The organism is Xanthomonas sp. JL1 (assembly GCF_038405005.1).
In genome coordinates, this window is sequence record NZ_JBBYGR010000069.1 from 16568 (window position 1) to 42143 (window position 25576).

Here is a 25576-nt window from a genome sequence, read left to right on the forward strand (position 1 = left end):
GTGGACAGCAGTGACGCTAGCCGAGCCGCTCGCGCAACGTGATAAATGCATGCTCTTGCATGCAGGCGCGCAACAGGGCCGCAGCTGCGTCGCAAGCCCTAAAACGCCAGCGGCAGCCGTTATGGCTGCCGTTGGAGGTACGCATGCACAGTGCGGTGAATCAATGCGCGCCGAAGCGCCAGTTCAATTCCAGCATGTAGGCACGGCCGTAGCCGGTGTAGTTGAAGATGTTGTAGTACGGGTAATAGGTGTCGGTGCGGTCGCGTGGCGGACGGGTATTGGCCAGGTTATTGACCGTCGCCGTCAGTGAGATATCGTCGCTGATTGCATAGTCCAGCGTCGCATTGAACGTGGTCCAGGCCGCCACCTTGCCGGCGTCCTTGGTCGCGTAGCCGGCATCGCTGCGTTGTGCGGCGGAGTTGGGCGTGCGGCCGTAGCGTTGACCGAACAGCGTGGTCGTCCAGGCATTCTTCTTCCAGGTCAGCGAGGCGTTGGCGATGCTGTGGAATTCCTGCGAATAGAACGGATTGCTGAGCAGGTCGATGACCGGATCCTTGGGGAATTGCTGGCTTTCATGCTTGAGCGTGAGGTTGTATTGCGCATCGACGAGGAAGGTTCCCCACGACGCGGTGCTCCAGTCGTAGCTGGCCTTGGCGAGCACGCCTGACACCTGTTCGGTGGAGATGTTGATCGGGTTGACCCGGATGCTATTCAAGCGGTTCGGCACGGTTGCGTCGGGCCCGGTGCGGTCGATGCGCGACAGGGCGTCCACGCAGGTGGGCGAGGCGATGTCCAGGTTTCCCAGGCGGCATGCCGACTCTATCTGCAACAGCTGGTCGTAGTTAATGTCGCTGACTTCGTTGGTGATGTTGATGTGATAGTAGTCCGCGCTGGCACTGAGGTGAGCGCTGGGCGACCACACCAGGCCATAGCCCCAGGATTTGGCGGTGATCGACTTCAGCTCTGGGTTGCCGCCACGCCGTCCGGCAATCGTCGTGTCGCTGTAGCTGCAATCGGCAATCGGCTTGTTGGGTTCTTCGATCGCGCAGCGGTAATAGTCGTTGACGCTCTCGTAGAAGCCGCTGTCGCCAGCGAAGGTATAGGCCATATCGGGGGCCTTGAACGCGGTGGCGTAGTTGCCGCGCAACAACAGCGCATCGACCGGCCGGAACTCCAGTCCCACCTTATAGGTCAGCCTGGAGTCGCTGCCGCCGCCCTGGTTCTTGTAGTCGTCATAGCGGCCAGACAGATTGGCGGTCAACGTGCTGAGGATGGGCACGTGCATTTCTAACGCGACCGCCCAATTATCGCGCTTGCCGCTGCCCTGGGTGCCGGTCAGCTGGTAGAAATCGCCTGCGATCACGCGTGGATCGGTTGGATTGTTCCAGTACTGATTGCCGGCCTGCAGCACGCCGGCTACGCCGACCGCACCGGCAGGCAGGGTGAATAACTCGGTATTGGTCAGCTGCAAGTTGAGGTTCTGGGTCCAGGTTCTGGACTTGGTGTGGATCTCGTCGTTGAAGCTGCGGTACTGCGCCGGCGTCAATGCGCGATAGAAGTTGGCATCGTTGGGCGAATAGATCGGGTAGCCGTATTGCTCGCTCAGTTGCGGGCCGAGGAACTGCTGGCGGAAAAAGTCCTCGATACGGTCGGCCAGTGGCCATTGCTGGCGGCTTTCGATACGGTATTCGGAGCGTGCGTAGTAGGCGTCGTAGGTCCAGTTGCTGCCGCCCAGGCCGCCCTTCATGCCGAGCGCTATATTATACGAATCGGCAGTCTGGCGATCGTTGTTGAAGTCGAGATTTCCGGTTTCCTCGGGCGCGAAAATACGCTTGTAGGTCTCCAGCTGCTGGGTGTTCTGGTTGTAGAACAGGCCGCCGGTGTCGGCGGAGGTCAGCCAGGACCGCGAGCCGCCATTGACTTCTACCTTGGTGCGGTTGAGAAGCAGTGTCGCGTACAGCTCGGCATTGTCGTTGAAGGCATAGCTCAGGTTGGCGTAACCGCTCGCACTGCGCTCCTTGTTGAGAATGCTTGAGTAGCCGAGCGCGCTGCGGCTGCCGCAGTAGTTGCCGCGCTTGGAGCGGTTGTCGAGCGTGACCGAGTGGTTGAACAGCGCGCCCAGCGCAGCGCAATTGTCTGCGCCCGGGTCGATATAGCTGTCCGGGGGGCCGGGGATGCTGTGCAGCGCCACCTGTGAGCCATAGCGCAGGGTCGGATCCGGGTTGTCGTTGGTCGAATCGAAATTGCGCCGTTGAAAACCGTAGATCGGGTCCTGATTGTTGAGCTGCAGCCCCCAGACGATGTTGGCGCCGCCGATCGCGTTGCCGCCGGTGAGCTGAAAGCGCTGGTTGTTGCCGCCGCCACCGTCGTAGGTGCCCATGCGGTAATTCATCTGCATGCCGTCCATGCGCTTTTTCAGGATGATGTTGACCACCCCGGCGATTGCACTGGAGCCGTAGATCGAGGACTGATTGCCGGGCGCCACGTCGATGCGCTCAACCATGCCGACCGGCACGCTGGCCAGATCGACGAAATTGCTTTGACCGTTGTAAAGCAGCGGGTAGTCGGCCATCGGCCGGCCATCGATGAGCACCAGCGTAAAGCCAGGGTCCAGGCCGAGCAGGCTCAGCGACTGGGCACCGGGGGTGAAGCCGCCGGTGAACTGGCCGTCCTGGACCGAGCCGGTGGCCATCGGCTGCGAGCGCAGCACGTCGTAGACGTCCTTGAAGCCGCGGCGCTGGATGTCCTGGGCAGTGATCGAGAACACCGAGGTTGCAGTTTCGATCTGGGAGCGGGGGATCAACGAACCTGTCACGGTGACCTTGTCCAACTGTGTCACGTCGTCCTGGCTCTGCGCTATTGCGAGGGACGGCAGCGCTAGAGCAGCACACACGGCATTAACCAGAAGGTGGCGCTTCATCGGGTTTCTCTCTCCTAAGCGGCGCGACTTGCAGAAAACGCGGCGAGAGCAAGTCCCGCAACGATAACCGCCAACGAAACGTTGAAGGTGCGCGGACTTTACGCAGTAGGGCCTGCCTGGTAAAGCCAAGCCTGTCTAGTTTCTGGTTGTTTCATGCCGAGGCCGGACAGGTTGTGCCGATTTCCCCGTCGCGGCCAATGCGCCATGTCCCGCTCGATCACGGATCGCTCGGCGTACAACCTGGGATTGCACAGCAGACGGTCGCATGCCTTGAGCAGTGCACGTACCCGCGTCGCGCCGGGCCAGGCACGTGCAAGGTCGATCAGGGTCAGCCGACCTCCGTGCAACAGCGCTTCAATCGCGCCGAGCAAGGCGCGCTGTCGTAATGCGTGCATGCCGGACAGTGAGTCGGGCAGGCACTTCTGCGATACTTCGCTGGCGCGCATGGTCGGCACTGTTCTCTGGCTTGGTCACCTTGAAGCGTGCCCCATGCGCGCACCTTCTTCCACGGCCTGGCCCACCAAGTGCTTGATCTCGCAAGAAGAAATGTGGGGAAGCCTCAGAATCCGGACCATCTGTTCTTCGGTGAACTTCGACTTCTTCATGCAGAGCTCTTTGGAGTGGAACTCTACTTTCAAGTGGATCGAATTAACGAGGACGCTTCACTGGTACTACTGTAGGTGCAGTCGGCGATCAGCATGTTGGGCTCTTCAACCGAGCGCAAGCCATGAGTCCGTCGTCCACACAGTCACTGATCGCTCATCGGATCCAAGTTTGCCTGGAAAGATCGAACACGCGGTCCCCCATCGCAATGGTCTGCTCGCGATGAGCGATGATGATCCTGGTGATCTCCAGATCCATAACTGCGTCGTTGACAACTTTTTCGTTCTTGCTATCCAGATGGCTGGTCGCTTCATCGAGCACGAGGATCTTAGGCTGCGTGTATAGTGCCCTCGCCAGTAGGATCCTTTGCTTCTGTCCACCGGACAAAGTCGAGCCCATATCGCCGACCAGGGTTTCGTAGCGCATTGGCATCTTCACTATGTATGTCATCGTGGATACCAGCAGCACGCGCTGCCGCTTCGATCTCAGACAGCTCCGCCGAGCTGTCGAAGAACGCCACGTTGTCGGCCATTGTCCCAGAGAATAAGCAATCATCCTGCATCACTGCCGCCATTCCCTCGGCGGGGATTGCGCTGCGGCACACAGGTCTGGGCTGCTCGGTTACTGTCACTTCTCCTTCCTGCGGCGCAAGCAGGCCAAGGACGATTTTGGCAAGCGTGGTCTTGCCACATCCGCTTGGACCGACCAAGGCAACAGACTGGCCGGGTGCTATGGTGAAGCTCAAGTTCCTGAGGATCCACGGTTCCCATTCGGAGTAGCGACAACACCGAATAACGTTGCCAGCCGACGCGGAGCGATCACATTGTCGGCGGCGCAGTGCCACCACCGTCCACACACGGCAGCGGCAAGCGCGCAGGTCCTCACCTACCTCATCATCCGCTTACGCGCGATGCGCTGTGGCCAGGTAGTCCGCGCTCTGCATTTCGATCAGGCGCGAGGCGGTGCGTTCGAAGGCGCCGGCCAGGCGCTGGCCGCTGTACAAGGCCGGCGGTGCGTCTTGTGCGGTGCAGACCAGATTGACGTGGCGGTCGTACAGCTCATCGATCAGGTTGACGAAGCGGCGCGCGGCATCTTCGTTCATGCGGTCGAAGTGCGGAATGCCGCCCAGCAATACCGTAGTGAACTCGCGCGCGATCTCGATGTAGTCGCCGGGTCCGCGCGGGCCTTCGCACAGCGCGGCAAAATCGAACCAGGCGATACTCTTGCCACGTGCACGCACCGGAATCTTGCGCGATTCGATTTCGATATTGCCCGCGCGCGCCTCGGCGTTACCGCTCAACTCGCTCCAGCGCTGCGCAAGCCAGGCATCGGCTTGCGCGTCCAAGGGTGCGCGATACACCGGCGCGCGCGTCAGTGCGCGCATGCGGTAATCCTCGGTGCCTTCTGCATAGAGCTCCACGCAGAACTTCTGTAGCAGCGCGATCGCTGGCATGAAGCTGTCGCGCTGCAATCCGTTGGCGTAGAGATTTTGCGGCGCGGTATTGGATGTGGTCACCAGCGTGACGCCTTCGGCGAACAGGCGTTCGAGCAGGCGCGCCAGCAACATCGCATCGCCGATATCGGTGACGAAGAATTCGTCCAGCACCAGCACGCGCAGATTCTCGCGCCACTGCTGGGCGATTCTGGCCAGCGGATCGCTTTGCCCGGCATGCTCGCGCAACTGCTCGTGCACGCCGCGCATGAAACGGTGGAAATGCGTGCGGTATTTCTGCTTGATCGGCAGGCCGTCGTAGAACAGATCGACCAGAAAGGTCTTGCCGCGCCCGACACCGCCCCAGACATACAGGCCACGTACCGGTTCGGGTTTTTTCCAGAACGCCGATAGCCGATCGAGCCAACCGTCCTGTTCGCCGTCCACCAACGCTTCGTGAATACGGTCCAGTTCCGCCAGGGCCGCCCGTTGCGCGGGGTCGGCGCGCCAGTCACCGCGTTGTACGCCGGCGGCGTAGCGCTGCGACGGGGTCATCTCACTCATTACATTCTCCGCGGGCCGGCTGCAGCCTGACCCGCTCAACAGCGCATCGCAGGGCGACGCGCATGGGCCGTGCCGCGGTCAGACTGCGGCCGGCAACCAGCGCCGGACACCATGCTGGATCGCACCGCGCAGGTCGATCAATTTGCGGTGGAAGAAATGGCTGGTGTCGGGCATGCGCACCAACTCGGGGGGCTGTTCCAGGGTGTCCAGCCAGTCGTAGACCGCTTGCGGTTCGACGATCTCATCGGCATCGCCCTGGATCACCAACCACTGCGCCGGCGGCTGCATATCGCTGAAATCCCAGCGCCCGGCCGGCGGTGCGATCGAAATCAGCACCTGCGGTGCGATGGATCCGGCAGCACGCAGCGACACGTAGGCACCGAAGCTGAAACCGCCCAACCACACTGTGTCGCCCGGGCGCTGCGTGCGCACCCAGTCGGCGACCGCACGCAGATCGTCCTGCTCGCCATCGCCATGATCGAATGTGCCCGCCGAATTGCCGACGCTGCGGAAATTGAAGCGCACCACGGTGATGCCCAGCTCGCGCAGCGCGCGCGCGGCCATGGTGACCACCTTGTTGTGCATGCTGCCGCCCTCGGTGGAGAGCGGATGGCAGAAGATGGCGGTGACCGCGCGTGCGGCAACACCCGGCTCGGGCAGATCGACCGCGACATCCAGCGGGCCGACCGGCCCCTGCAGCGTCAACGCAGCCGATTCGGTGGGGAATGAGGGATTGGACATGCCTGCATAATAGCCGCACCGCCGGCCGCGTTCATCGCCCTGCCTGCACATTTCGTTGCGTTGCCCATGCATTTGCTGCTGTTTGCCGTTGTCTGCAGTGTCCTGGTGTCGGTGCTGTTGAAGCTTGCGCCGCGCCGCCAGATCGACGTGTTTCAGGCCATTACCTGGAACTAGGCCACCGCCGCACTGCTGGCGTGGCTGACGCTGCACCCTGCGTTGGACACGCTACGTGCTACGACCACGCCGTGGTTGGCGCTGCTGCTGTTGGCCGTCGCATTGCCCTCCATCTTCCTGGTGATGGCGCGGTCGGTCGCGGTCGCGGGCATTGTGCGTCCCGATATTGCGCAGCGCTTGTCGTTGGTGCTCTCGCTCGCCGCCGCCTTCACCGTCTTCGGCGAACCGGTCGATGGCTGGAAGCTGACGGGTCTGGCACTGGGCCTGTTGGCAATCGTGTGTATCGTGCGACGACCGCGTCACCAAGACGCCGCAGATCCGACACCGGTGACAATTGGCCGGCCCTGGCTGGTTGGCGTATGGAGCGGTTTTGCGCTCATTGACTTGCTGCTCAAGCACATTGCGCAGGCCGGGACACCATCGCTGACATCGTTGACGTTGTGTTTCGCGCTGGCCTTCCTGCTGATGCTTGGCGTGCAGAGCATGCGGGCGGCACGTGGCGCAAGGCTGAACATCCGCAGCATCCTTGCCGGCGTGCTGTTGGGTGCGCTCAATTTCGGCAACATCCTCTCTTACGTGCGCGCACACCAGCGACTGCCGCACAGCCCGGCGATCGTGTTTGCCAGCATGAATCTGGGCGTGGTCGTAGTGGGTGCCCTGGTCGGCAGGCTGGGAGTTGCCGAACGCCTGGGTCTGCGCGGCTGGTTGGGGCTGGCACTGGCGGCCCCCGCGATCGCTGCGATCGCATGGGGGATGCGTCTGGCTTGACGCTCGCGCTTTCGGACTGCGCGACGCCGGTTCGCCACCCGTCTTCGGCACCGCAATGGGATCGCTACGATGGATGGACAGTCCGAAAGGAGTAAGTGATGCGCACGAATTTTCTTCCGCGCAGCTATTATCGCGGCGCTGCAGAACAAGCCAGCTCAGCTGCTGCCGATGTGCCAGCAGCCACTCCGGAGTCATGTTCATCCCACGTGCTGCATCAAGCTCCCAGGACTGATGCGGTGAACAATACCTCCAGGTCGCCCCGCGCAATGCTCGCGTCAGCGCGCAAGTCGCTAGCTAGCCTGCGCAAGCGACTGCCTATGATGTGCCTGGGTTCACCGACCACCGAAGCAACCCAGACCCCGGGTAAGGCATCCACACCCCACGCCTCCGTGCAGAGTCCGCCGCGACCGCAGATGGCGCAAGCCGGCCTCGACGCGCCAGCGCCGGATGCCATGGGCAAACCCTTCTACCTGAATCCGCTGCGCCCCCCACCACGGCATCAGGCACCGGTGGCGCCTGCACGTACTAGAGAGCCCGTGCAGGTGCGGCCAAGCCGCAACGAAGACAGATGGCAACAGCAACAATCTCCCCATCGACGCAATGCAACCACCCAGGCGCCGCGGCAAATGGAACCTACCCGCGCTGCAGGGCGCGTGCCGGTTCGCGAATACGAACAAAACGGCAGCAGTCACTGGCGACAGCAGGCGCCGGACCGCATCGTGACTGACCGAGTGAGGCAGCCGCGCCTCCCAGAGTCGCCCCCATTGCCGGCGTCACTAAGCGTGTCGCCGACGTCGTCCTCGCCGACTCAAGGCAAGCGGCAGACGCTATTGGGCAGGCTGAATGCGCAATTGGTCCCGTATAACCAGAGGAAATATCAGATCGATACCCGTGAAGACCCTACGCCTACAGAAGAGGAGCGGGAGTTACTCAGAACGCGTCAGGTACTCATCGACCAACGCAATGAAATCCGTGACATTCAGCTCGACAGTATGCTCACAGGGCTTGCCCCTATGGAAAATATCCACCCGCCGAAGACAACGACCAGTCGTGTGAGTGTTGTCCAACACAAGGTGATTGAGACCAATAGGCGCGCATTCTTGGCTGTCGAAGGCAAAGAACTCGACATGGGCTTGATCGGCAGGGATTACGCAAGGGCGCAGCGTCGCATTGAGCCGCTGGAGGCCAGCGGGGCCGATTACAGGAAGATCAAACGTCTGAAACGCATGATGGAGGGTTACCAAAACTGGCTGGCGTTGCGGCAGATGATCGATGACATCAATGATCAGCTCGCACTGCTGGGCGCACCACAGCTGAGCGACAGCGACCCTAGTACACCGCGAGAGCGGGAGGATGCTGCTCAGGAGCAGCTAGACAGGCACGGAGACTCAATGGAGAACGGTTACCGATAATGAAAATCCTGACGGCCAGGAGCAGTGGCACTGCACGCGCATCGCAGCCCCCGGCCCGCGTGCGTGATGCAGCATGGGCCAAGGGACTGCGCACGCTTGGTAGCACAGCCACCATCAACGCGCCCAATGCGGAAACGGGTCGTCCAGCAGCTGCCATTGCGCCGGCCCCTGACGCAGTTCCTGATCGCTGAGCAGGCAGGCATCCAGCGCAGCGCGCGTGCGCGATGCGTCCATCTCCACGCCGATCACTGCCAGTTCCTGGCGGCGGTCGCCCCAGAGCGGATGCCACAGCCGCTGCATCGCGGCGTATTCGTTGGCATCGCCCACCTCATGGGGTTGCGGCAGCGGCGCGGTCCAGCAGTGCGTCTGTTGCCGCTGCCAGCCGAGGTCGGTGTAGGGCAAGGGCGTCATACTGGTCTGCAGCGGCTGGCCGATCGATTGCGCATCCACGCGGTGGCGCGCAGCGAACCAGAAACCGGCTGCATTGGTCTGGGTGGCGCCGCCCACGCTGGACAGTTCGCCCACCCAATCCATGCGACTGGCCAACCAGAAGAACCCCTTGCTGCGAATCACCTGCGGCAGGCCGCTCTGCACCATGTGCGCGAAGCGCTGCGGATGAAATGGCCGACGTGCGCGGTACACGAAGCTGCTGATGCCGTATTCCTCGGTTTCCGGCGTGTGCTGGCCGCGCAGTTCCTGCATCCAGCCCGGCGCCAGCTGCGCACGGGTGAAATCGAAACGCCCGGTGTCGAGCAACTGCTGCAGCGGCACCTCGCCATGCGCCGCATCCACAATCGCCGCCTCGCGGTTGAGCGCACGCAGCACCGCGCGCAGGCGCTGCAGCTGCTGCGCATCGATGCGGTCGCATTTGCTGATCACCAGCACATCGGCAAATTCCACCTGTTCGCCAAGCAACTGCACCAGCCCGCGCGTGTCGTCCGGGCCGGCTTGCTGGCCGAGCTCGGCCAGCGTGGCGGCCGAGCCGAAGTCCTGCAGAAAACGGCTGCCGTCCACCACCGTCACCATGGTGTCGAGCCGGGCAATGTCCGACAGGCTGAAACCGTCGGCATCGCGCACGGCGAAGGTGGCGGCGACCGGCATCGGCTCGGCGATACCGGTCGATTCGATCAGCAGATAGTCGTAGCGACCCTGCTCGGCCAGCCGCCGCACTTCCTGCAGCAGATCGTCGCGCAGCGTGCAGCAGATGCAGCCGTTACTGAATTCCACCAGCGTCTCTTCGGTGCGCCGCAGCGCCGCGCCGCCCTCGCGTACCAGCTGCGCGTCGATGTTGACCTCGCTCATGTCGTTGACGATCACCGCCACACGCAGACCGTCGCGGTTATGCAGGATGCGATTGAGCAAGGTGGTCTTGCCCGCGCCCAGAAAGCCGGACAACACGGTGACGGGGAGGCGTGAATCGCGCTTGGGGGACAGGGACATCCTGAGAGCCTGGCTGAAGTAAGGTGTTACTATATAACAATTATTCGACAGGACAGCTCACATGCGCGCCACCGCCTCCTTGCTGGATAGCTCGGCCATCGCCTTGTCCGGGTTATGCCTGTTGCATTGCCTTGCCCTGCCGCTGCTGGCGGCCACGCTGCCTCTACTCGGTGCCTGGAGCCGGGCCGAGTGGGTACATGTGGTGTTCGCCATGGCAGCTGTGCCGCTGAGCAGCTACGCGCTATGGAGTACGCACCGCCGGCACGCGCTGCCGACATCGGTCTGTTTGCTGGCGCTCTGTGGGTTAACCGGGTTGGTACTGGGTGCGAGCGGCCTGGTCGGCGACGCGCTGGAAACACCGATCACGGTCACCGGCAGCCTGCTGCTGGCCAGCACGCATCTGCTCAATCTGCGCCTGCGTCGCCGACACGGAGGGTGCGCGCGCTGACGGCAGGGTCAATGACCGCTACAGTGGCCTTTGCCGCAGCGGCTTGCGCGGGCAGGTTGCGACGCGCGCGCAGGTGATGACCGATGGGGGCTACAGCGAGAAGCCCAGCAACACCGGGTCGTGATCGGAACTGCGCCATGGCCCGGGCAGGTTGCGCTTGGCATAGCCGGCGGCGTCCATGACATCGGCATTGATATGCCATTCGACCGCGCCACGCAGTTGCTTGGCCATTGCCGGGCTGAGCAACGCGTGATCCTGCCGCCCGCTCATGCCGTCGTAAACGAAGCTGTAAGGCTGCTTCACCCCGGCCACCGCAAACGCGTCTTGCCAGCCGCTGGCGCGCAGGCTGCGCATCGGCATTTCCATTGCATAGGCATTGAAGTCGCCCACCAGCACGGCGCGCTTGGTCTGCGCGCCGGTGGGGTCGGTCTGTAGCCATTCGTGCAACCCCTTGGCCGATTCGGTACGGGTGGCGTTCCAGCAGGCCTGGCCGTCTTGCTGATCGGCATCGGCACCGCTGGCGTTACCGCAGCCCTTGGACTTGAAGTGATTGGCAACCACCACGAAGGTGGCCCCACGCGTACTAAGGAAGGCCTGCGCCAGCGGCACGCGGCTGTGATTGTCGAACGGCCCGCCGGTCAGCGTGGCCGGCTTGCCGACCGGGGTGACCTGCGAACTGCGGTACACAATGCCAACCCGGATCGCGTCCGCGCCCGGGCCGCTACCGCTATCGATGAAGTGCCAATCCTTGTCCTTGCCTGCAGCGTTGAGCGCGGCCACCAGCTGCGCAACCGCCGCATCGGCAGCGTTGCCATCGTTTTCCAGTTCCATCAGTGCGGCCACATCGGCGCCCAACGGCACAATGGTGGCGACCAGCTTGGCCAGCTGCGCCTGGAACTGTTCGTGCGTGCGTGCGCCGCGTTTGGTCGGGAAGCCACCGCCGCGGCCATTGCCGTTGAAGAAATTCTCCAGCTTGAATGAAGCGATGCGCAGATCGCCACCCACCTGCGGCGCAACGGCAGTGGGCATCGCCGGCAAGGTCAGCGGGCTCAGCACCTGGAGACGGTAGTTGCCGTCGTAGCGTTGATCGACGATGCCATCCACCGATTTGAGAAGGCTGCCGCTGCGCAGCACCGGATCGGCCGGCAGATACGACACCGTCTTGGGGCTGCGGCCGTTGCGCGCATCGTCCAGCAGCACGCGACGGCGCGCATTATCGGCCTCCACTTGCGCGAATGCCGGCGTGCCGCCTGCAGCCACTTCGCTTGGCTGCCACAGGCGTCCGCCGAACGCGGCAACCAATTGGCCATACGTGTCCAGGTGGTCGCTGCCGTTGAGCGTGAGCGCGGCGATGCGCACGTGCTCGCCTTCGAGCGCTTCCCAATTGGCCGGCGGGCCGCTGAGCATGCGCACCGGCACCGGCTGTCCACTGGCGAGCCGCTCGATGCTGCTGGTGTCCACCGTGGTCAAGCTCGCCTCGCCGCCTGCCGAGACTTCGCGCACGGTGCCGACGATACGCACGCGGTCGCCGACGGCCAGCTCGGCATTGCCGGCACCGGTGACGAACAGACCATGCGAGCGCCGCGGTTCGAAACCAGGTTGCTGCACGAACAGGCCGGCCAAGCCCACGCGCGTGTCGGCGATGATGATGCCTTCCACCTCCACCACGCGGCCATCGTACGGGCTGCGGCTGTCTTCCCCTTGCACATCTGCAATCGAGAGTGGTTGCGCTGCACCGGCGGCGGCGCTGCAGAGCAACGGAGCCAACAGACCAACCAAACCGAACACAACCAGCGGGCGACGCGACATCGAACGACTCCAAAGAAGTGGATCAAACGCAAACGCCGCCCGAAAGGCGGCGCGTGGTAACCGAAAGCGCTGAGGCAGGCTAGCAAACCACGGTAAATGACGGCCAGGCGCGCCCGCCACAACGTGGGATACGGCCAATGTATTGCGTTGGTGCCATGCTGTTCGTGCCCGCGCCACGCGCTGCACGCGACGCACTCAAGCAAGATGACAAGGCACGCGATGCGCCGCGTCAGTCGTAACACCCCCGCCCCCCAAAAGACTTGCCAGGACCTTACTTCAGATTCCCCAGCATCCAATCGACGGTGGCACGCACCTGCTCTTCGGTCAGCCCCGGGTTGCCGCCCTTGGGGGGCATGATGCCGCCATCCGGCCCGGCATAGCCCTCGATCGCGTGCTTGTACAAGGTGTCCTTGCCCTGGGCGATGCGTGCATCCCAATGCGAGTGGTCGAGCGTCGGCGCCTTGCCTACACCCGTGGTGTGGCAGGCGGTGCACAGGTTGTTAAAGATGGTCTTGCCGTCGGTTGTGCCGCCGTACGCGGACTGCGAAGCGGCCTTGGCCAGCGCTGCGGCCTGGGCCGCGGCCTGGGCGGAGGCGCCAGTGGCGCCGGCATAGACCGCACCGGCAGGCGCAATGCGTTGCTGCACGCGCTTGGCGGCAGTAGGCGAGACTTCGTCGGGAACAGCGCGTTGCAAATAAGCTGCCAGAGCGATTAGGCCCAGGGTGATCACCACGAGTAAACCGATCACCATCGAGAATTTTTTCAGGAACTCGAGGTCGTAATTCCGCACGCGCTCACCCCTGGCTGTTGGTCGAAGACCTCTGCTAACGCCGGAGTATAGAGCACAGCTCAGGCCAGTCTGACCAGCCTGCATGACAGTTTTCGCAGCGATGTGCGCTGCGCCCCCGGTGCGCTGATGCTTCTATCGGCACGCATGATCGCGTCGGTTGGAGAATTGCCGCAGCGCCGCATTCACCCATTGGTCTCCGTTGATGGTATTGCGCATCATTCCCAACAACCACAGTGGCGCGGTTTTGGTTCGCCAGGCCCGCCCGAGGAGTCGCCGCGATGAAATCCTTCTCTGTTGTCCTGCCTGGCCTTGGCCAGGATCAGTTTGTCCGCCCAGGCCCATGAAATCTGGATCAAGCGCGAGAGCAGCGGCCCTGTACGCATCTTCTTCGGCGAAGCGGCGCAGGAAGCGCTGGACCACGGCGAAGAGCAAGATCAAGCGCGTGGTCAAGCCGAACGTGTTCGGCACTGCCGGCAAGGCCGGTCCACTGCAGTGCGGAACTGAGTTCCTGACCGCGCCGTTGGCCGTAAGCGGGGATGATTGGTTGAGCGACGACAGCGTGTTCGAGCCATGGAAGGGCGAAGCCGGCGGTTTCGAGACGGTGAGCTACTACGCACGCGCCGGCCACGCCACGCTAGCGGCAAAGCGCGATTTCGAACTGGTCCCCACCGCTGCGAGTCGCAGCACGCTGACGGTGCTTTATCGCAACAAACCGCTGCCCAAGGTGGAAGTGACGGTGATCGACCCGCAGAAGTGGCAGAAGACGCCGACCTCCGATGCCAAGGGCCAGGTGACCCTGCCCAAGCTGCGCGCCGGCCGCCACATCCTGGTCGCCACCAACAAGGAACCGGTGAGCCGCGAGATCGCCGGCAAGCAGGTGTCGATGGTGCATCACATCAGCACGCTGACGTTCCTGGCCAAACAAGCGTGGTCGATATTGCTCCCGCGCAATCATCGACCGGGCGTGGCCGTTGCCAAATCGCGGCAGGAGCGAACCGTCAGTGGCGCTTCCGGCGTCACGCGCGCGCGCCGATTGCGTGTGCTAACCACGCCGGCTTGGCAACTGCGCGCTGCGGCATGTCGCCTGCTCCAACTGATCCGCGCGCGCAGGGGGCTTGATGTCCAGCGCATCGTCCTTGCCGCAGCCCTGGTTCAAGCGCCCCTGGCTCGTGGTGCTTGCGCGCACGCTGGCGGCGATCTTCGGCGGCCATGCGCTCGCCAGCGCCACCAATCCGTTGCTGGCGCTGGTATTGCCGACGCCACGCAGTGAAGCGGTGTTGACCAGCATGCTGGTCGGCATCGTGGTGTACGCGTGCGCGCCGCTGTGGGCGTTCGCCACTGCCAGCGTGTGGCGTGCGTGGGCCGGCATTGCAGTACCGGCGGCGCTGATGTGCGCGCTGGCGACGTGGCTGCAACGCAGCGCAACATGAAGCAAGGTTTTCGCCAATCGATGGCGTGGCTGCACACCTGGACCGGGCTGCTGGTCGGCTGGGTCTTGCTGCTGATCTTCATGGGCGACACGGCCAGTTATTACCGCGACGAAATCAGCCGTTGGATGCGACCGGAATTGCCCACCACCACGGTGAGCACCACCACTGCGCTGGGCAGCGCCGAGCAGTATCTGCAGACGCACGCAGCCGATGCCGTGCGTTGGAACATCACCTTGCCGGATCCGCGTACTCCGGTGGTGAGCATGTACTGGCAGAACCCCACACGCGCCGACGGCAAACCGGCCGGGCGCCGGCAGATGTACGGCAACGCCATCATCGACCCGGCCACCAGCAAGGACATCGCCGCACGCGACACGCTGGGCGGCGAATTCTTCTACCGGCTGCATTTCGACCTGCACTATGTGCCGGTCGTGTGGGCGCGCTATATCGTGGGGTTCTGCGCGATGTTCATGCTGGTGGCGATCATCAGCAGGTGGCGATCATCAGCAGAGTGATCACGCACAAGAAAATCTTCAAGGACTTCTTTACCTTCCGCCCGGGCAAGGGGCTGCGGTCGTGGTTGGATTTCCACAACGTCAGCGCTGTGAACGCATTGCCGTACAACGCGATGATGACTGACAACGGCGTCGTGACCTTGATGTTCATGTACCTGCCGTGGGGCATCAAGGCGCGCCATGCAGGCGATGACATGCGCTTCTATGGCGAGGCGGCCAATCGGGTGGCCGATACGCGTAAGGCGGCCGACGTGCCGGCGCACATGCTGCCGCTGGAGCAGTTCGTGGCACGTGCGCGCAGCGACTGGCGCGGTGGCGATGTGGGCAGCGTGGCGGTGTCGTTCCCCAACGATGCGCATGCCGCCGTGGGCGCAACCCAACTGGCCGAACACCTCTCCACCGATGCGCCGTCGATCCTGTTCGATGCCGTCAATGGCGAGCGCTTGCAGCGCAGCGGGCCGCCGGGCGGTGCCAGCCAGACGCGCGGTGTGATGGTAGGACTGCATCTGGCCCACTTCGTCGGTGCATGGCTGCGCGCATTGTTCTTCGGCTCTGGCTTGCTGGGTTGCCTGATGGTGGCCAGCGGTGTGGTGATGTGGGCAGTGAAAGAGCGCCCCAAGCAGTTGAAGGCCGGACGCATCGGCTTCGGCCTGCGCCTGGTGGACGCACTCAATATCGGCACAGTGGCCGGCTTGCCGATCGCCTTCGCCAGTTTCTTCTGGGCAACCGCGTGTTGCCAGTGAGTCTGGAAGCGCGTGCACAGATGGATGCCAATCTGTTTTCGCTGCGTGGGCCGCCGCGTTGCTGGCGGCATTGGTATGGCCGCGGCGTGCGATGTGCAGCTGGCAGTTGTATTTGGGCGCGGCGTTGTTCGCATTGGTGCCGGTGCTCAATGCGATCACCACCGATGTGCATCTGGGCGTGACGCTGCCGACCGGGCAATGGTCGCTGGCCGGCGTCGATCTGGTGTGCCTGTTTCTTTGTATCTGCCTGGGCATTGCCGGCTTTCGCTTGCAGCGTTGGAAGGCACCGCAGCCTGCGTCGGCGCGGCGCGCGCGTGCTGCTGCCACAACGCCGGTGCAGCACACAGCGCCGCTCCAGGAAAGCGCGTGAGCGTGCTGCTATTGCTGGCGCTGAATTTTTCCGGCTTCGCTGCGCTGTGCCTGGCGATGGACACGCATCGGCAAGCGTTGCACGGCCGCGTGTCGGGTGCTGCACGCTCACGGCAACTGCGTGTGCTGGGTTGGTTCTTGCTAGTGCTGACGTTCGGCCTGGCGGTGCAGGCGCAGGGCTGGGGCATCGGACCGGTGCTGTGGCTGGGCACGTTGACAGCAGCTGCAGCGCTGCTGTCGCTGTGGCTGTTGCCGTATCGACGTGGCGCGATCGCGCCGGCTGCGTTGGCCGCGCCGGTGCTGGCGGGTGTGGTGCAGGTGCTGACTGGTTGAAAGTTAGTAGCGGCCAATCGACGGTTCACTGCGTGCGTTTGCATGTCTACCGGAGGCGACGCTCAGGATGAAGAGCACGAAGAACTGGCCGACAGGATTGCGCAGCGAATGCGAGATGCGATGACATTGGCCATCAATCCACGCATGCGCCGGTTGCTGTCAATCGTGTTCTGGATGGCGACCTGCGTCTCGTGCAGTGCTGGCGTTGAGATCCTCTTCGCTGCGCATTGAGTGTTCGCCGCAAGCACGTGCCGTGACGTTTGCGATACCTATATCGCGTGATGCGCGCCCATGGTGCGCACTCGTCGGCGCGTAGCAAGCTATACCACTGTCGGCGGATCGCCCCAGCTGCGGCCATCTCTGGGAAGACGGCCATCGTCGAGCACCTGCAGCACGCGCTCGGACATGCAGCATGTCCAGAAACAGCACCACGTTGATGCCTTCAGGATGCGCCATGCTCGGGAAGATCGCGCCGGGAATGTCCGCTTTCCGCAGCAGGTCGCCGAGCACCCAACTCAGAAGCAGCTGAGTGGCACAGCACTGCGCGCAGGCAGTGCATTGTCAGCTGGTCGGTTGCATTGCGCCCACCGCGCGCAGGCAGAAGCCGCAGATCGCTTCGACCAGCTGCTCGCCCTGCTGCGGATCGCCACGGCTGGGGGCGATCGGCCCGACCAAGGCTTCGGTAAACGCGCCGACGATGCAGGCCGCGGCGGCATCCAGCGACTGCTGCGGGAACTCCCCAGCCGCCACACCTTCCGCAAGCAGCTGGCGAAAAACCTCCCCGAACAGGCGCCGGCCACGGATACGCGCGGCGTCCACCTCGCTCTCTACCGGCTCGGCGATAAAGGCGTAGGCCAGCGCTGGGCCAGCCAGGGCGCGCCGTACGAAGGTGGCGATCGCGCTGCGCAAACGCCCGGCAGCGCTGGCCTGAGTGGCGGCGATAGCACGCAGGATGGTTGTCTCACGCTGTACGGCCTCGTTGAGAACTTCCACGAAAAGCTCCGCTTTTGATGGGAAATGCCGATAAATCTGCCCGGTCGAAACGCCCGCAGCGGCTGCCAACGCAGTCACCTGTGCGTTGCGGTAGCCGCCTTCGGCGATCAGGATGCGGGCCGCGTGCAGGATGCGTTCGCGGTTGCCGGCCAGGCGTTCTTCCATCAGTGCGGAGCGTCGATAGGCCATGGTGTGATTCTGGGTTCAATAGTTGAATTTTAGTTCACTTTTTTGTTGCGGACCGCTAGTCTGGTCCTATCCGCCGCGCGGCCCGCCCGCTCCCACCCGGCACATTCCGATCCCTGTGGAGTTGTCGCATGCATGTGCCGTCCCTGAACTTCGAGCTTGGCGAAGAGATCGATCTGCTGCGCGAAAGCGTGGCCGCCTTCGCCAACCACCATATCGCCCCGCTGGCCGCGGCAGCCGATCACGATAATGTGTTTCCCACGCAGTTATGGCGCCTGTTCGGCGAGCAGGGCCTGCTCGGCCTGACCGTCGAAGAAGCATACGGCGGCAGCGGCATGGGCTACCTGGCGCATGTGGTGGCGATGGAAGAGATCTCGCGCGCCGGCGGTGCGATCGGGCTGTCGTACGGCGCGCATTCCAACCTGTGCCTCAATCAACTGCGCAAGAACGCCAGCCCCGAACAGAAACAGCGCTACCTGCCCAAACTATGCAGCGGCGAGCATGTAGGCGCACTGGCGATGAGCGAGGCCGGCTCCGGCTCGGACGTGGTGTCGATGAAGCTGCGCGCCGATGCGCGCGGCGACCGCTACGTGCTCAACGGCAGCAAGATGTGGATCACCAACGGCCCGGATGCCGACGTACTGGTGGTGTACGCCAAGACCGACCCCGACGCGGGCGCGCGCGGTATTACCGCCTTCATCATCGAAAAGGGCATGCCGGGCTTTTCCACCGCACAGAAGCTGGACAAGCTGGGCATGCGCGGCTCTAACACTTGCGAACTGGTCTTCAGCGATTGCGAAGTGCCTGCAGAGAACGTGTTGGGCACGCTCAACGGCGGCGTGCGCGTGCTGATGTCCGGGCTGGATTTCGAACGCGTGGTGCTGGCGGGCGGCCCGCTCGGGCTAATGGCCGCGGCGATGGATGTGGCGCTGCCCTACGTGCACGAGCGTAAGCAGTTCGGCGAGCCGATCGGCAACTTCCAGTTGATGCAGGCCAAGCTCGCCGACATGTACGTGGGGCTCAATGCCTGCCGTGCGTATGTGTATGCGGTAGCGCGCGCCTGCGATGCCGGGTGCACCACCCGCCAGGACGCCGCTGGCGCCATTTTGTATGCCGCCGAAAAAGCGACCTGGCTCACCGGCCAGGCGATCCAGGTGCTCGGCGGCAACGGCTACATCAACGACTACCCCACCGGCCGCTTGTGGCGCGATGCCAAGCTGTACGAGATTGGCGCGGGCACCTCGGAAATCCGCCGCATGCTGATCGGCCGCGAGTTGTTCGAACGCACCGCCTGACGGAGTCACCATGAGCGTGATCGATAGCCAGCTACAGGTCAGCAGCGAAAGTTTCCAACACAACGCCGCTGCGATGCGTGCGGTGATCGACGACCTGCGCCATACACTTGCGCAGACGGCGCGTGGTGGCAGCGAGGCGGCACGTGCCAAGCACACCGCACGCGGCAAGTTGCTGGTGCGCGAGCGCATCGACGCCTTGCTGGATCGGGGCAGCGCGTTATTGGAAATCGCACCGCTGGCCGCGCATGGCATGTATGACGATCAGGTGCCGTGTGCGGGTGTCGTGGCCGGCATCGGCCGTGTGTCCGGCGTGGAATGCGTGATCGTCGCCAACGATGCCACCGTCAAGGGCGGCACCTATTACCCGATGACGGTGAAGAAGCATTTGCGGGCGCAGGAAATCGCGCAGCAAAATCGGTTGCCGTGTATCTATCTGGTCGATTCCGGCGGTGCGTTCCTACCGCTACAGGACGACGTATTTCCGGACCGCGACCACTTCGGGCGCATCTTCTACAACCAAGCCAATTTGTCGGCCAACGGCATCCCGCAGATCGCCTGCGTGATGGGGTCGTGCACCGCTGGCGGTGCGTATGTGCCAGCGATGAGCGACGAAACGGTGATCGTGCGTGAGCAGGGCACCATCTTTCTGGGCGGCCCGCCGTTGGTGAAGGCGGCCACCGGCGAAGAGGTCAGCGCAGAAGAACTCGGCGGCGCCGAGGTGCATACGCGCATTTCCGGCGTGGCCGATCACTTTGCCGACAACGATCTGCAAGCGCTGACGCGCGTACGCGCCATCATTGCGCAGCTCAACTGGCGTAAGCCCGCCGCTTCATTGGCGCTGCAAGCACCGCGGCCGCCGCGCTATGCGGCCGACGAACTGTATGGCGTAATTCCAGCCGATACCCGCAAGCCCTTCGATGTGCGCGAAGTGATCGCGCGCATCGTCGACGACTCGCGTCTGGACGAGTTCAAGCCGCGCTATGGCAGCACCCTGGTCACCGGGTTTGCGCATCTGCATGGCTATCCAGTGGGCATCATTGCCAACAACGGCATTCTGTTCTCGGAGTCCGCGCTCAAGGGCGCGCACTTCATCGAGCTGTGCACGCAACGCGGTATTGCGCTGGTTTTCCTGCAGAACATCACTGGCTTCATGGTCGGGCGCAAATACGAACATGGCGGCATCGCCAAGGACGGCGCCAAACTAGTGATGGCGGTGGCCTGCGCCAAGGTACCCAAGTTCACGGTGGTGATCGGTGGCTCGTTCGGTGCCGGCAACTACGGCATGTGCGGCCGTGCGTATTCGCCGAACTTTCTGTGGATGTGGCCGAACGCGCGTATCGGCGTGATGGGTGGCGAGCAAGCGGCCAGCGTGTTGGCCACGGTGCGTCGCGATGGCATCGAAGCCAACGGCGGTGCATGGTCGGGCGAAGAAGAAGATGCGTTCAAGGCGCCGATCCGCGCGCAGTTCGAGCAGCAAGGTCATCCGTATTACGCCAGCGCACGGCTATGGGACGACGGCATCATCGATCCGGCCGATACGCGTCGCGTGCTGGGCCTGGGGTTGTCGGCGGCGTTGAATGCGCCGATCGAGCCAACGCGTTTCGGCGTGTTTCGCATGTGAGTAGGTGCGTGCGTTGCAGGCGCATTCCTGCGCGTTGCGGCGGCAGATTCTGCCGTGCAGGCTGGCAGTGAGGTTCTGTCGTAGATGCGCCAGCAATCGCGGGCGTTTGCGCAGCTGGCTTGCAGGCAACACAGCGCCGTGTGGCAACAAACCTGCTTGCGCCAGCTGTAGGTGTGAAGCAGACAAGCCGTTTTTCTTCGTAGGACGACCCGCCGCTACGGCGACGTGCAGAGACTGATCCGATGACCCAGCGCGACCCTATCGCCGCAGCAACGCAAGCGCCCTTCGACAAGATCCTGATCGCCAATCGCGGGGAGATCGCCTGCCGGGTGATCGCGACCTGCCGCACCCTCGGCATTGCGACGGTGGCGGTGTATTCGGATGCAGACCGCAATGCACGGCATGTGCGTCTGGCAGACGAAGCCGTCCACATCGGTGCCTCCCCGGCGCAGCAAAGCTATCTGCGTGGCGAAGCGATTCTCGAAGCGGCGCGCGCAACCGGTGCGCAGGCGATCCACCCGGGTTATGGCTTTCTCTCGGAAAACGCCACATTTGCCGAGGCCTGTGCGCACGCTGGCATCGTCTTCATCGGCCCACCGGCAGCGGCGATTCGCGCGATGGGCGACAAGAGCGCTGCCAAGGCGCTGATGCAACGTGCCGGTGTGCCGCTGACGCCTGGCTACCACGGCGATGAGCAGGCGCCGGCATTCTTGCGTGCGCAAGCCGACGCAATCGGCTACCCGGTACTGATCAAAGCCAGTGCCGGTGGCGGCGGCAAGGGCATGCGCCGGGTGGATGCCAGCGCGGCCTTCGAAGATGCGTTGGCTAGCTGTCAGCGCGAAGCGCAGTCGGCGTTTGGCAATGCGCATGTGCTGGTGGAGAAATATGTCGAGCGGCCGCGGCATATCGAAATCCAGGTGTTCGGCGATACGCATGGCCAGGTGGTGCACCTGTTTGAGCGCGACTGCTCGGTGCAGCGTCGCCACCAGAAAGTGCTGGAAGAAGCGCCTGCGCCCGGCATGAGCGAGGCGCGGCGCGCGGCGATGGGCAAGGCGGCGGTGGATGCGGCGCAAGCGGTGGGTTACGTCGGTGCGGGCACGGTGGAATTCATCGCTGGCCCGGACGGCGATTTCTATTTCATGGAAATGAACACCCGGCTGCAGGTGGAGCATCCGGTGACCGAGTTGATCACCGGCACCGATCTGGTCGAATGGCAATTGCAGGTTGCCGCTGGCGCACGCTTGCCGCGTCGGCAGCACGAGTTGCGCATTCACGGGCATGCGCTGGAGGCGCGCCTGTACGCCGAAGATGCCGAGCGCGGTTTTCTGCCGTCCACCGGAACGCTGCGCCAGCTGCAGTTGCCTGTCGCCAGCGCGCATGTCCGCATCGATGCGGGCGTGGAGCAAGGCGACACCATCAGCCCTTACTACGACCCGATGATTGCCAAGCTAATCGTCTGGGAGACCGATCGCCCCGCAGCGCTGGCGCGCATGCGCGCGGCATTAGCGCAGTTCCATGCGGTGGGCGTCACCACCAACCGTGCATTCCTGTCGCGCCTGATTGCGACCGCGGCGTTCGCATCGGCGAGCCTGGACACCGCGCTGATCGAGCGCGAACACGCCGTGCTGTTTCCACAGGCGCGCAGCCCGGACACCGCATGGTGGTGCCTGGCGGCGGTGTTGATCGCAGATACGTTGCCGGCCGCGGTGGCTGATCCGGCCGATCCGCACTCGCCGTGGCAGCAAAACGATGGTTGGCGTATCGGTGCACGTGCAGTCCAGCGCGTGATTCTGGAAGCAAATGGCGAGCGCCGCCAACTCGATGTACGACCCGATGCCGATGGCTGGCAAGTCACCAACGCAGGCCAGACGCATACCTTGCGCTACCACCCGCACGATACGGGCTTGCGTGTGGAGATGGACGGCCGGCAATGGCGTGTACAGGTGTTGCGTGACGGCAGCCTGCTGACCCTGATCGACGCCGCGCAGCGGGCAACCTTCCATTACCACGATGCGCTGGTGGAAGCTGATCAACCGGCGCAGGACGCTGGCGGGCTGACCGCACCAATGCCCGGCCGCATCGTCTCCCTGGCCGCAACGGTGGGCCAGCCGGTCACCCGCGGGCAGGCGCTGGTGGTGCTGGAAGCGATGAAGATGGAGCACACCCTGCACGCGCCCAGCGATGGCACGGTCCAGGCGTATCTGGTGGCCGAAGGCGATCTGGTGGCCGACGGTGCAGCGCTGGTGGAATTCGTGTCCGCATCTGCGTAGCGACGCATGGCTGCGTGACCAACGGCACGTTCGCTTGTCCGTGGGCTGCCGCTAACGTGGCACATCGGCCGGCTTGGCCGCAGTGCCACCGGAGGTCTCATGCAACGCCTGCTTCTTGTTTCCAGCATGCTGCTCGCGCTATCTGCCTGCAGCGACAAAACCGCGCCCGCATCCAAGAACGCTGCAACGCCTACCCCAGCGACGGCAGCACCCGCTGCGCCTCCCGAACTGATCACCCGCGATGCGTTGTTCGGCAACCCCGAGCGTGCCAATGTCAGCATCAGCCCGGACGGCAAGTACCTCAGCTGGGTGGCGCCGCTGGAGGGCGTCCTCAATGTGTGGGTTGCGCCGGTGGATGCGCCCGATCAGGCCCGTGCGATCACCAAGGACACCGCACGCGGCATTCGCAATTACTTTTGGACCTATCAACCCAATACCTTGCTGTATCTGCGCGACAACGGCGGCGATGAAGATTTCCACCTGTTTTCAGTCAATTTGACTGACGGCAGCAGCAAGGATCTCACCCCGTTCAATAAGACCAATGCCGAGGTGTATCGGGTTAGCGCGCAGCATCCCGAATCCATCATGGTCGGCATGAACGACCGCGATGCCAAGTGGCACGATTTGTATCGCGTGGACCTGGCTTCCGGCACGCGGACGTTGGTGCAGAAGAACACCGAGCGCCTGGATGCGTACCTGCTCGATGGCGACTACCAGCTGCGCTACGCTACGCGTGCCACCGACGATGCCGGCAGAGAATTGCTGGTGCCAGATGGCAAACGCTGGAAGAGCGTGGACCGCATCCCGTTCGAGGATGTCACCAACACCGCGCCGGACGGCCTGACCGAGGACGGCAAGACGCTGTACATGCAGGATTCGCGCAACCGCGATACCGCAGCGCTGTATGCCATCGACACCGACAGCAACGCACGCACGCTGCTGTTCGAAAGCCCACGCGCCGATGTCGGCAACACCTTGAACGACCCCAAGACCGGCGTGGTGCAGGCAGTGTCCACCGACTACCTGCGCGAAGAGTGGAAGCCGCTGGATAACGGCATTGCCGCAGATTTGCAAAAACTCAAATCGCTCGGCAGCGGCGACGCCAACGTTGCCGCACGCACGCTCGACGATCGCATCTGGATCGTTGGCTATTCCGCTGCCGAAACGCCGCTGACCTACTACCGCTACGATCGCGCCAATGGCGGCAAGCTGACCAAGCTGTTCTCCGCACGGCCCGCACTGGATGGCAAACCGCTGGTACCGATGTGGCCGCAGGAGCTGACCGCACGCGACGGTCTCAAGCTGGTCAGCTACCTCACCCTGCCCGCCGAAGCCGACGCCAACCACGACGGCAAGGCCGACAAGCCGGTGCCGTTGGTGCTGTTCGTGCACGGCGGCCCGTGGGCGCGCGACAGCTACGGTTACGGCCCGTACGAACAATGGCTTGCCAACCGCGGCTATGCAGTGCTGTCGGTGAACTTCCGTGGTTCCACCGGCTTCGGCAAGGCCTTCACCAACGCCGGCAACGGCGAATGGGCCGGCAAGATGCATGACGACCTGCTCGACGCGGTGCAATGGGCGGTCAAGCAGGGCGTCACCCAACCCGACGACGTCGCCATCATGGGCGGCAGCTATGGCGGCTATGCCACCCTCGTCGGCATGACCTTCACCCCGGACGCTTTCAAATGCGGCGTGGATATCGTGGGCCCGGCCAATCTCAACACCTTGCTCGGCACCGTCCCGCCGTACTGGGCCAGCTTCTACAAGCAGCTGACCCGTCGCATGGGCGACCCCGCCACTGAGGCCGGCAGGCAGTGGCTGACCGAACGCTCTCCGCTCAGCCACGTCGACAAGATCAGCAAACCGCTGTTGATCGGCCAGGGCGCCAACGACCCTCGCGTCAAACAGGCTGAGAGCGACCAGATCGTCAACGCGATGAAGGCCAAAAACATTCCGGTCACCTACGTGCTCTTTCCCGATGAAGGCCACGGCTTCCGCCGCCCGGAAAACAGCAAGGCGTTCAACGCCGTGACCGAAAGCTTCCTGAGCCAATGCCTGGGCGGCCGCGTGCAACCGATCGGTGCGGACCTGGAAGGCTCCAGCATCACCGCCCCGGAAGGCGCCGACAAGATCAACGGCCTGCCCGATGCCTTGAAGACGCATACGCAGGCGATTCGGAAGTAGGCGACCCATGCCGGGCATGACTCGCCGTTACGGCGAGTCATGCCGCTTGTGATGTGTACGCCGTGCCTAGGAAGCACTCGTGGCGGTTCATCTACCGAAGCCGGTATTCCACCGATCCGGCGCCAACGTAACCGGCTCGCCTCGCTGCTTTTACTGCTGTCTGCGCAGTAGCCACACACTTGAAAAACGGCGACATGCATTGATCATGCGCCGCGAGATCTGGAAGATCCGTCAGTGTTGCCCAAGATCGTTGGAGAGATCCCGATCGCCACCGGACTGGGCAGTCTCAAGATTCAAGTGCAACACGTGATTTGAGTGCTGCGATTTCTTCCTCCATTGCCTCGCTTGGTGTCTTCCATCCGAGCGTCTGACGAGGGCGGGTATTCATCAGCAGTGCGATGTGATTGAGATACTCTTGGCTGACAGTGGACAGGTCGGCGCCCTTGGGCAGGAATTGGCGCAGCAGGCCGTTGGTGTTCTCGTTACTTCCCCGCTGCCACGGCGCATGTGGATCAGCGAACCACACGTCGATGTTC

The 25576-nt window shown here is 63.5% G+C and carries 20 protein-coding genes and 5 pseudogenes; 12 read left to right on the forward strand and 13 right to left on the reverse strand.

Going from position 1 to position 25576, the window contains the following annotated elements; all coding sequences use genetic code 11:
* Window positions 1-160: 160 nt before the first annotated feature.
* The 7 genes and pseudogenes from WJW29_RS15765 to WJW29_RS15795 form a co-directional block, all read right to left on the reverse strand.
* Entirely contained in the window at window positions 161-2860 is a 2700-nt protein-coding gene (locus tag WJW29_RS15765; RefSeq protein WP_171970771.1) for a TonB-dependent receptor, read from the reverse strand.
* A gap of 236 nt (window positions 2861-3096) precedes the next feature.
* Window positions 3097-3366, reverse strand: a pseudogene (locus WJW29_RS15770) (IS4 family transposase); the annotation flags it as partial.
* 24 nt (window positions 3367-3390) lie between these two features.
* Entirely contained in the window at window positions 3391-3525 is a 135-nt protein-coding gene (locus tag WJW29_RS15775; protein ID WP_012443802.1) for a hypothetical protein, read from the reverse strand.
* Between the two features lie 154 nt (window positions 3526-3679).
* Window positions 3680-3949, reverse strand: a complete 270-nt coding sequence (locus WJW29_RS15780) for an ATP-binding cassette domain-containing protein (RefSeq protein WP_069960047.1) — start codon at window positions 3947-3949, stop codon at window positions 3680-3682.
* Window positions 3852-4379 carry an ATP-binding cassette domain-containing protein gene (locus WJW29_RS15785; RefSeq protein ID WP_011409703.1) on the reverse strand — a complete coding sequence of 176 codons (528 nt, stop codon included), beginning with the start codon at window positions 4377-4379 and terminating at the stop codon, window positions 3852-3854. Before WJW29_RS15785 ends, WJW29_RS15780 begins: the two co-directional genes overlap by 98 nt.
* A gap of 45 nt (window positions 4380-4424) precedes the next feature.
* The gene (gene zapE / locus WJW29_RS15790) at window positions 4425-5519 is read right to left on the reverse strand and encodes a cell division protein ZapE (protein WP_011409702.1); all 1095 of its coding nucleotides are present in this window, start codon (window positions 5517-5519) and stop codon (window positions 4425-4427) included.
* 78 nt (window positions 5520-5597) lie between these two features.
* Entirely contained in the window at window positions 5598-6260 is a 663-nt protein-coding gene (locus WJW29_RS15795; protein WP_011409701.1) for an alpha/beta fold hydrolase, read from the reverse strand.
* 66 nt (window positions 6261-6326) lie between these two features.
* On the opposite strand from WJW29_RS15795, the pseudogene WJW29_RS15800 reads away from it, so the two are divergent.
* A pseudogene (locus tag WJW29_RS15800) lies at window positions 6327-7202 on the forward strand (EamA/RhaT family transporter).
* A 98-nt stretch (window positions 7203-7300) separates the two neighbouring features.
* Window positions 7301-8614 carry a type III secretion system effector protein XopR gene (xopR, locus tag WJW29_RS15805; protein ID WP_011260681.1) on the forward strand — a complete coding sequence of 438 codons (1314 nt, stop codon included), beginning with the start codon at window positions 7301-7303 and terminating at the stop codon, window positions 8612-8614.
* 114 nt (window positions 8615-8728) lie between these two features.
* Here xopR and WJW29_RS15810 read toward each other — a convergent pair whose 3' ends face one another.
* Window positions 8729-10054 (reverse strand): GTP-binding protein, encoded by a 1326-nt coding sequence (locus WJW29_RS15810; RefSeq protein WP_011260680.1) that lies wholly within the window; start codon window positions 10052-10054, stop codon window positions 8729-8731.
* A gap of 61 nt (window positions 10055-10115) precedes the next feature.
* Here WJW29_RS15810 and WJW29_RS15815 point away from each other — a divergent pair, with 61 nt between their 5' ends.
* The gene (locus WJW29_RS15815) at window positions 10116-10502 is read left to right on the forward strand and encodes a MerC family mercury resistance protein (RefSeq protein WP_011260679.1); all 387 of its coding nucleotides are present in this window, start codon (window positions 10116-10118) and stop codon (window positions 10500-10502) included.
* 90 nt (window positions 10503-10592) lie between these two features.
* Here WJW29_RS15815 and WJW29_RS15820 read toward each other — a convergent pair whose 3' ends face one another.
* Both WJW29_RS15820 and WJW29_RS15825 read right to left on the reverse strand, forming a co-directional pair.
* Window positions 10593-12311 carry an ExeM/NucH family extracellular endonuclease gene (locus WJW29_RS15820; protein ID WP_011409700.1) on the reverse strand — a complete coding sequence of 573 codons (1719 nt, stop codon included), beginning with the start codon at window positions 12309-12311 and terminating at the stop codon, window positions 10593-10595.
* Window positions 12312-12582: 271 nt separating this feature from the next.
* A complete protein-coding gene (locus tag WJW29_RS15825; RefSeq protein ID WP_011409699.1) occupies window positions 12583-13101 on the reverse strand; it encodes a c-type cytochrome in 519 nt (172 codons plus the stop codon).
* A 291-nt stretch (window positions 13102-13392) separates the two neighbouring features.
* On the opposite strand from WJW29_RS15825, the pseudogene WJW29_RS15830 reads away from it, so the two are divergent.
* The 5 genes and pseudogenes from WJW29_RS15830 to WJW29_RS15850 all read left to right on the forward strand — a co-directional run.
* Window positions 13393-14023 (forward strand): annotated as a pseudogene (locus WJW29_RS15830) (DUF4198 domain-containing protein); the annotation flags it as partial.
* Between the two features lie 196 nt (window positions 14024-14219).
* On the forward strand, window positions 14220-14531 hold the full coding sequence (locus WJW29_RS15835; RefSeq protein ID WP_075242289.1) for a DUF3649 domain-containing protein: 312 nt from the start codon (window positions 14220-14222) through the stop codon (window positions 14529-14531).
* Window positions 14528-16159, forward strand: a pseudogene (locus WJW29_RS15840) (PepSY-associated TM helix domain-containing protein). The gene WJW29_RS15835 and the pseudogene WJW29_RS15840 overlap by 4 nt, the downstream one beginning before the upstream one ends.
* Window positions 16156-16491 (forward strand): DUF3325 domain-containing protein, encoded by a 336-nt coding sequence (locus WJW29_RS15845; protein WP_011260672.1) that lies wholly within the window; start codon window positions 16156-16158, stop codon window positions 16489-16491. The pseudogene WJW29_RS15840 and the gene WJW29_RS15845 overlap by 4 nt, the downstream one beginning before the upstream one ends.
* Window positions 16492-16533: 42 nt before the next feature.
* Window positions 16534-16722, forward strand: coding sequence for a hypothetical protein (locus tag WJW29_RS15850; RefSeq protein ID WP_012443812.1), 189 nt, complete (start codon window positions 16534-16536; stop codon window positions 16720-16722).
* 89 nt (window positions 16723-16811) lie between these two features.
* Here WJW29_RS15850 and WJW29_RS15855 read toward each other — a convergent pair.
* Window positions 16812-17010: pseudogene (locus tag WJW29_RS15855) on the reverse strand (RES domain-containing protein); the annotation flags it as partial.
* A 42-nt stretch (window positions 17011-17052) separates the two neighbouring features.
* Window positions 17053-17673, reverse strand: a complete 621-nt coding sequence (locus WJW29_RS15860; RefSeq protein ID WP_011409694.1) for a TetR/AcrR family transcriptional regulator — start codon at window positions 17671-17673, stop codon at window positions 17053-17055.
* A 128-nt stretch (window positions 17674-17801) separates the two neighbouring features.
* On the opposite strand from WJW29_RS15860, the gene WJW29_RS15865 reads away from it, so the two are divergent.
* The 4 genes from WJW29_RS15865 (at window position 17802) to WJW29_RS15880 (ending at window position 25040) form a co-directional block, all read left to right on the forward strand.
* Window positions 17802-18965, forward strand: a complete 1164-nt coding sequence (locus WJW29_RS15865; protein WP_011260670.1) for an isovaleryl-CoA dehydrogenase — start codon at window positions 17802-17804, stop codon at window positions 18963-18965.
* Window positions 18966-18975: 10 nt separating this feature from the next.
* Window positions 18976-20586, forward strand: coding sequence for a carboxyl transferase domain-containing protein (locus tag WJW29_RS15870; RefSeq protein ID WP_011260669.1), 1611 nt, complete (start codon window positions 18976-18978; stop codon window positions 20584-20586).
* Window positions 20587-20828: 242 nt separating this feature from the next.
* Entirely contained in the window at window positions 20829-22856 is a 2028-nt protein-coding gene (locus tag WJW29_RS15875) for an acetyl/propionyl/methylcrotonyl-CoA carboxylase subunit alpha (RefSeq protein ID WP_011260668.1), read from the forward strand.
* A gap of 99 nt (window positions 22857-22955) precedes the next feature.
* Window positions 22956-25040 carry a S9 family peptidase gene (locus WJW29_RS15880; protein ID WP_011260667.1) on the forward strand — a complete coding sequence of 695 codons (2085 nt, stop codon included), beginning with the start codon at window positions 22956-22958 and terminating at the stop codon, window positions 25038-25040.
* A 286-nt stretch (window positions 25041-25326) separates the two neighbouring features.
* Here the strand turns inward: WJW29_RS15880 and WJW29_RS15885 are convergent.
* A partial coding sequence (locus WJW29_RS15885; RefSeq protein ID WP_112994012.1) for an IS30 family transposase occupies window positions 25327-25576 on the reverse strand: 250 nt, incomplete at its 5' end.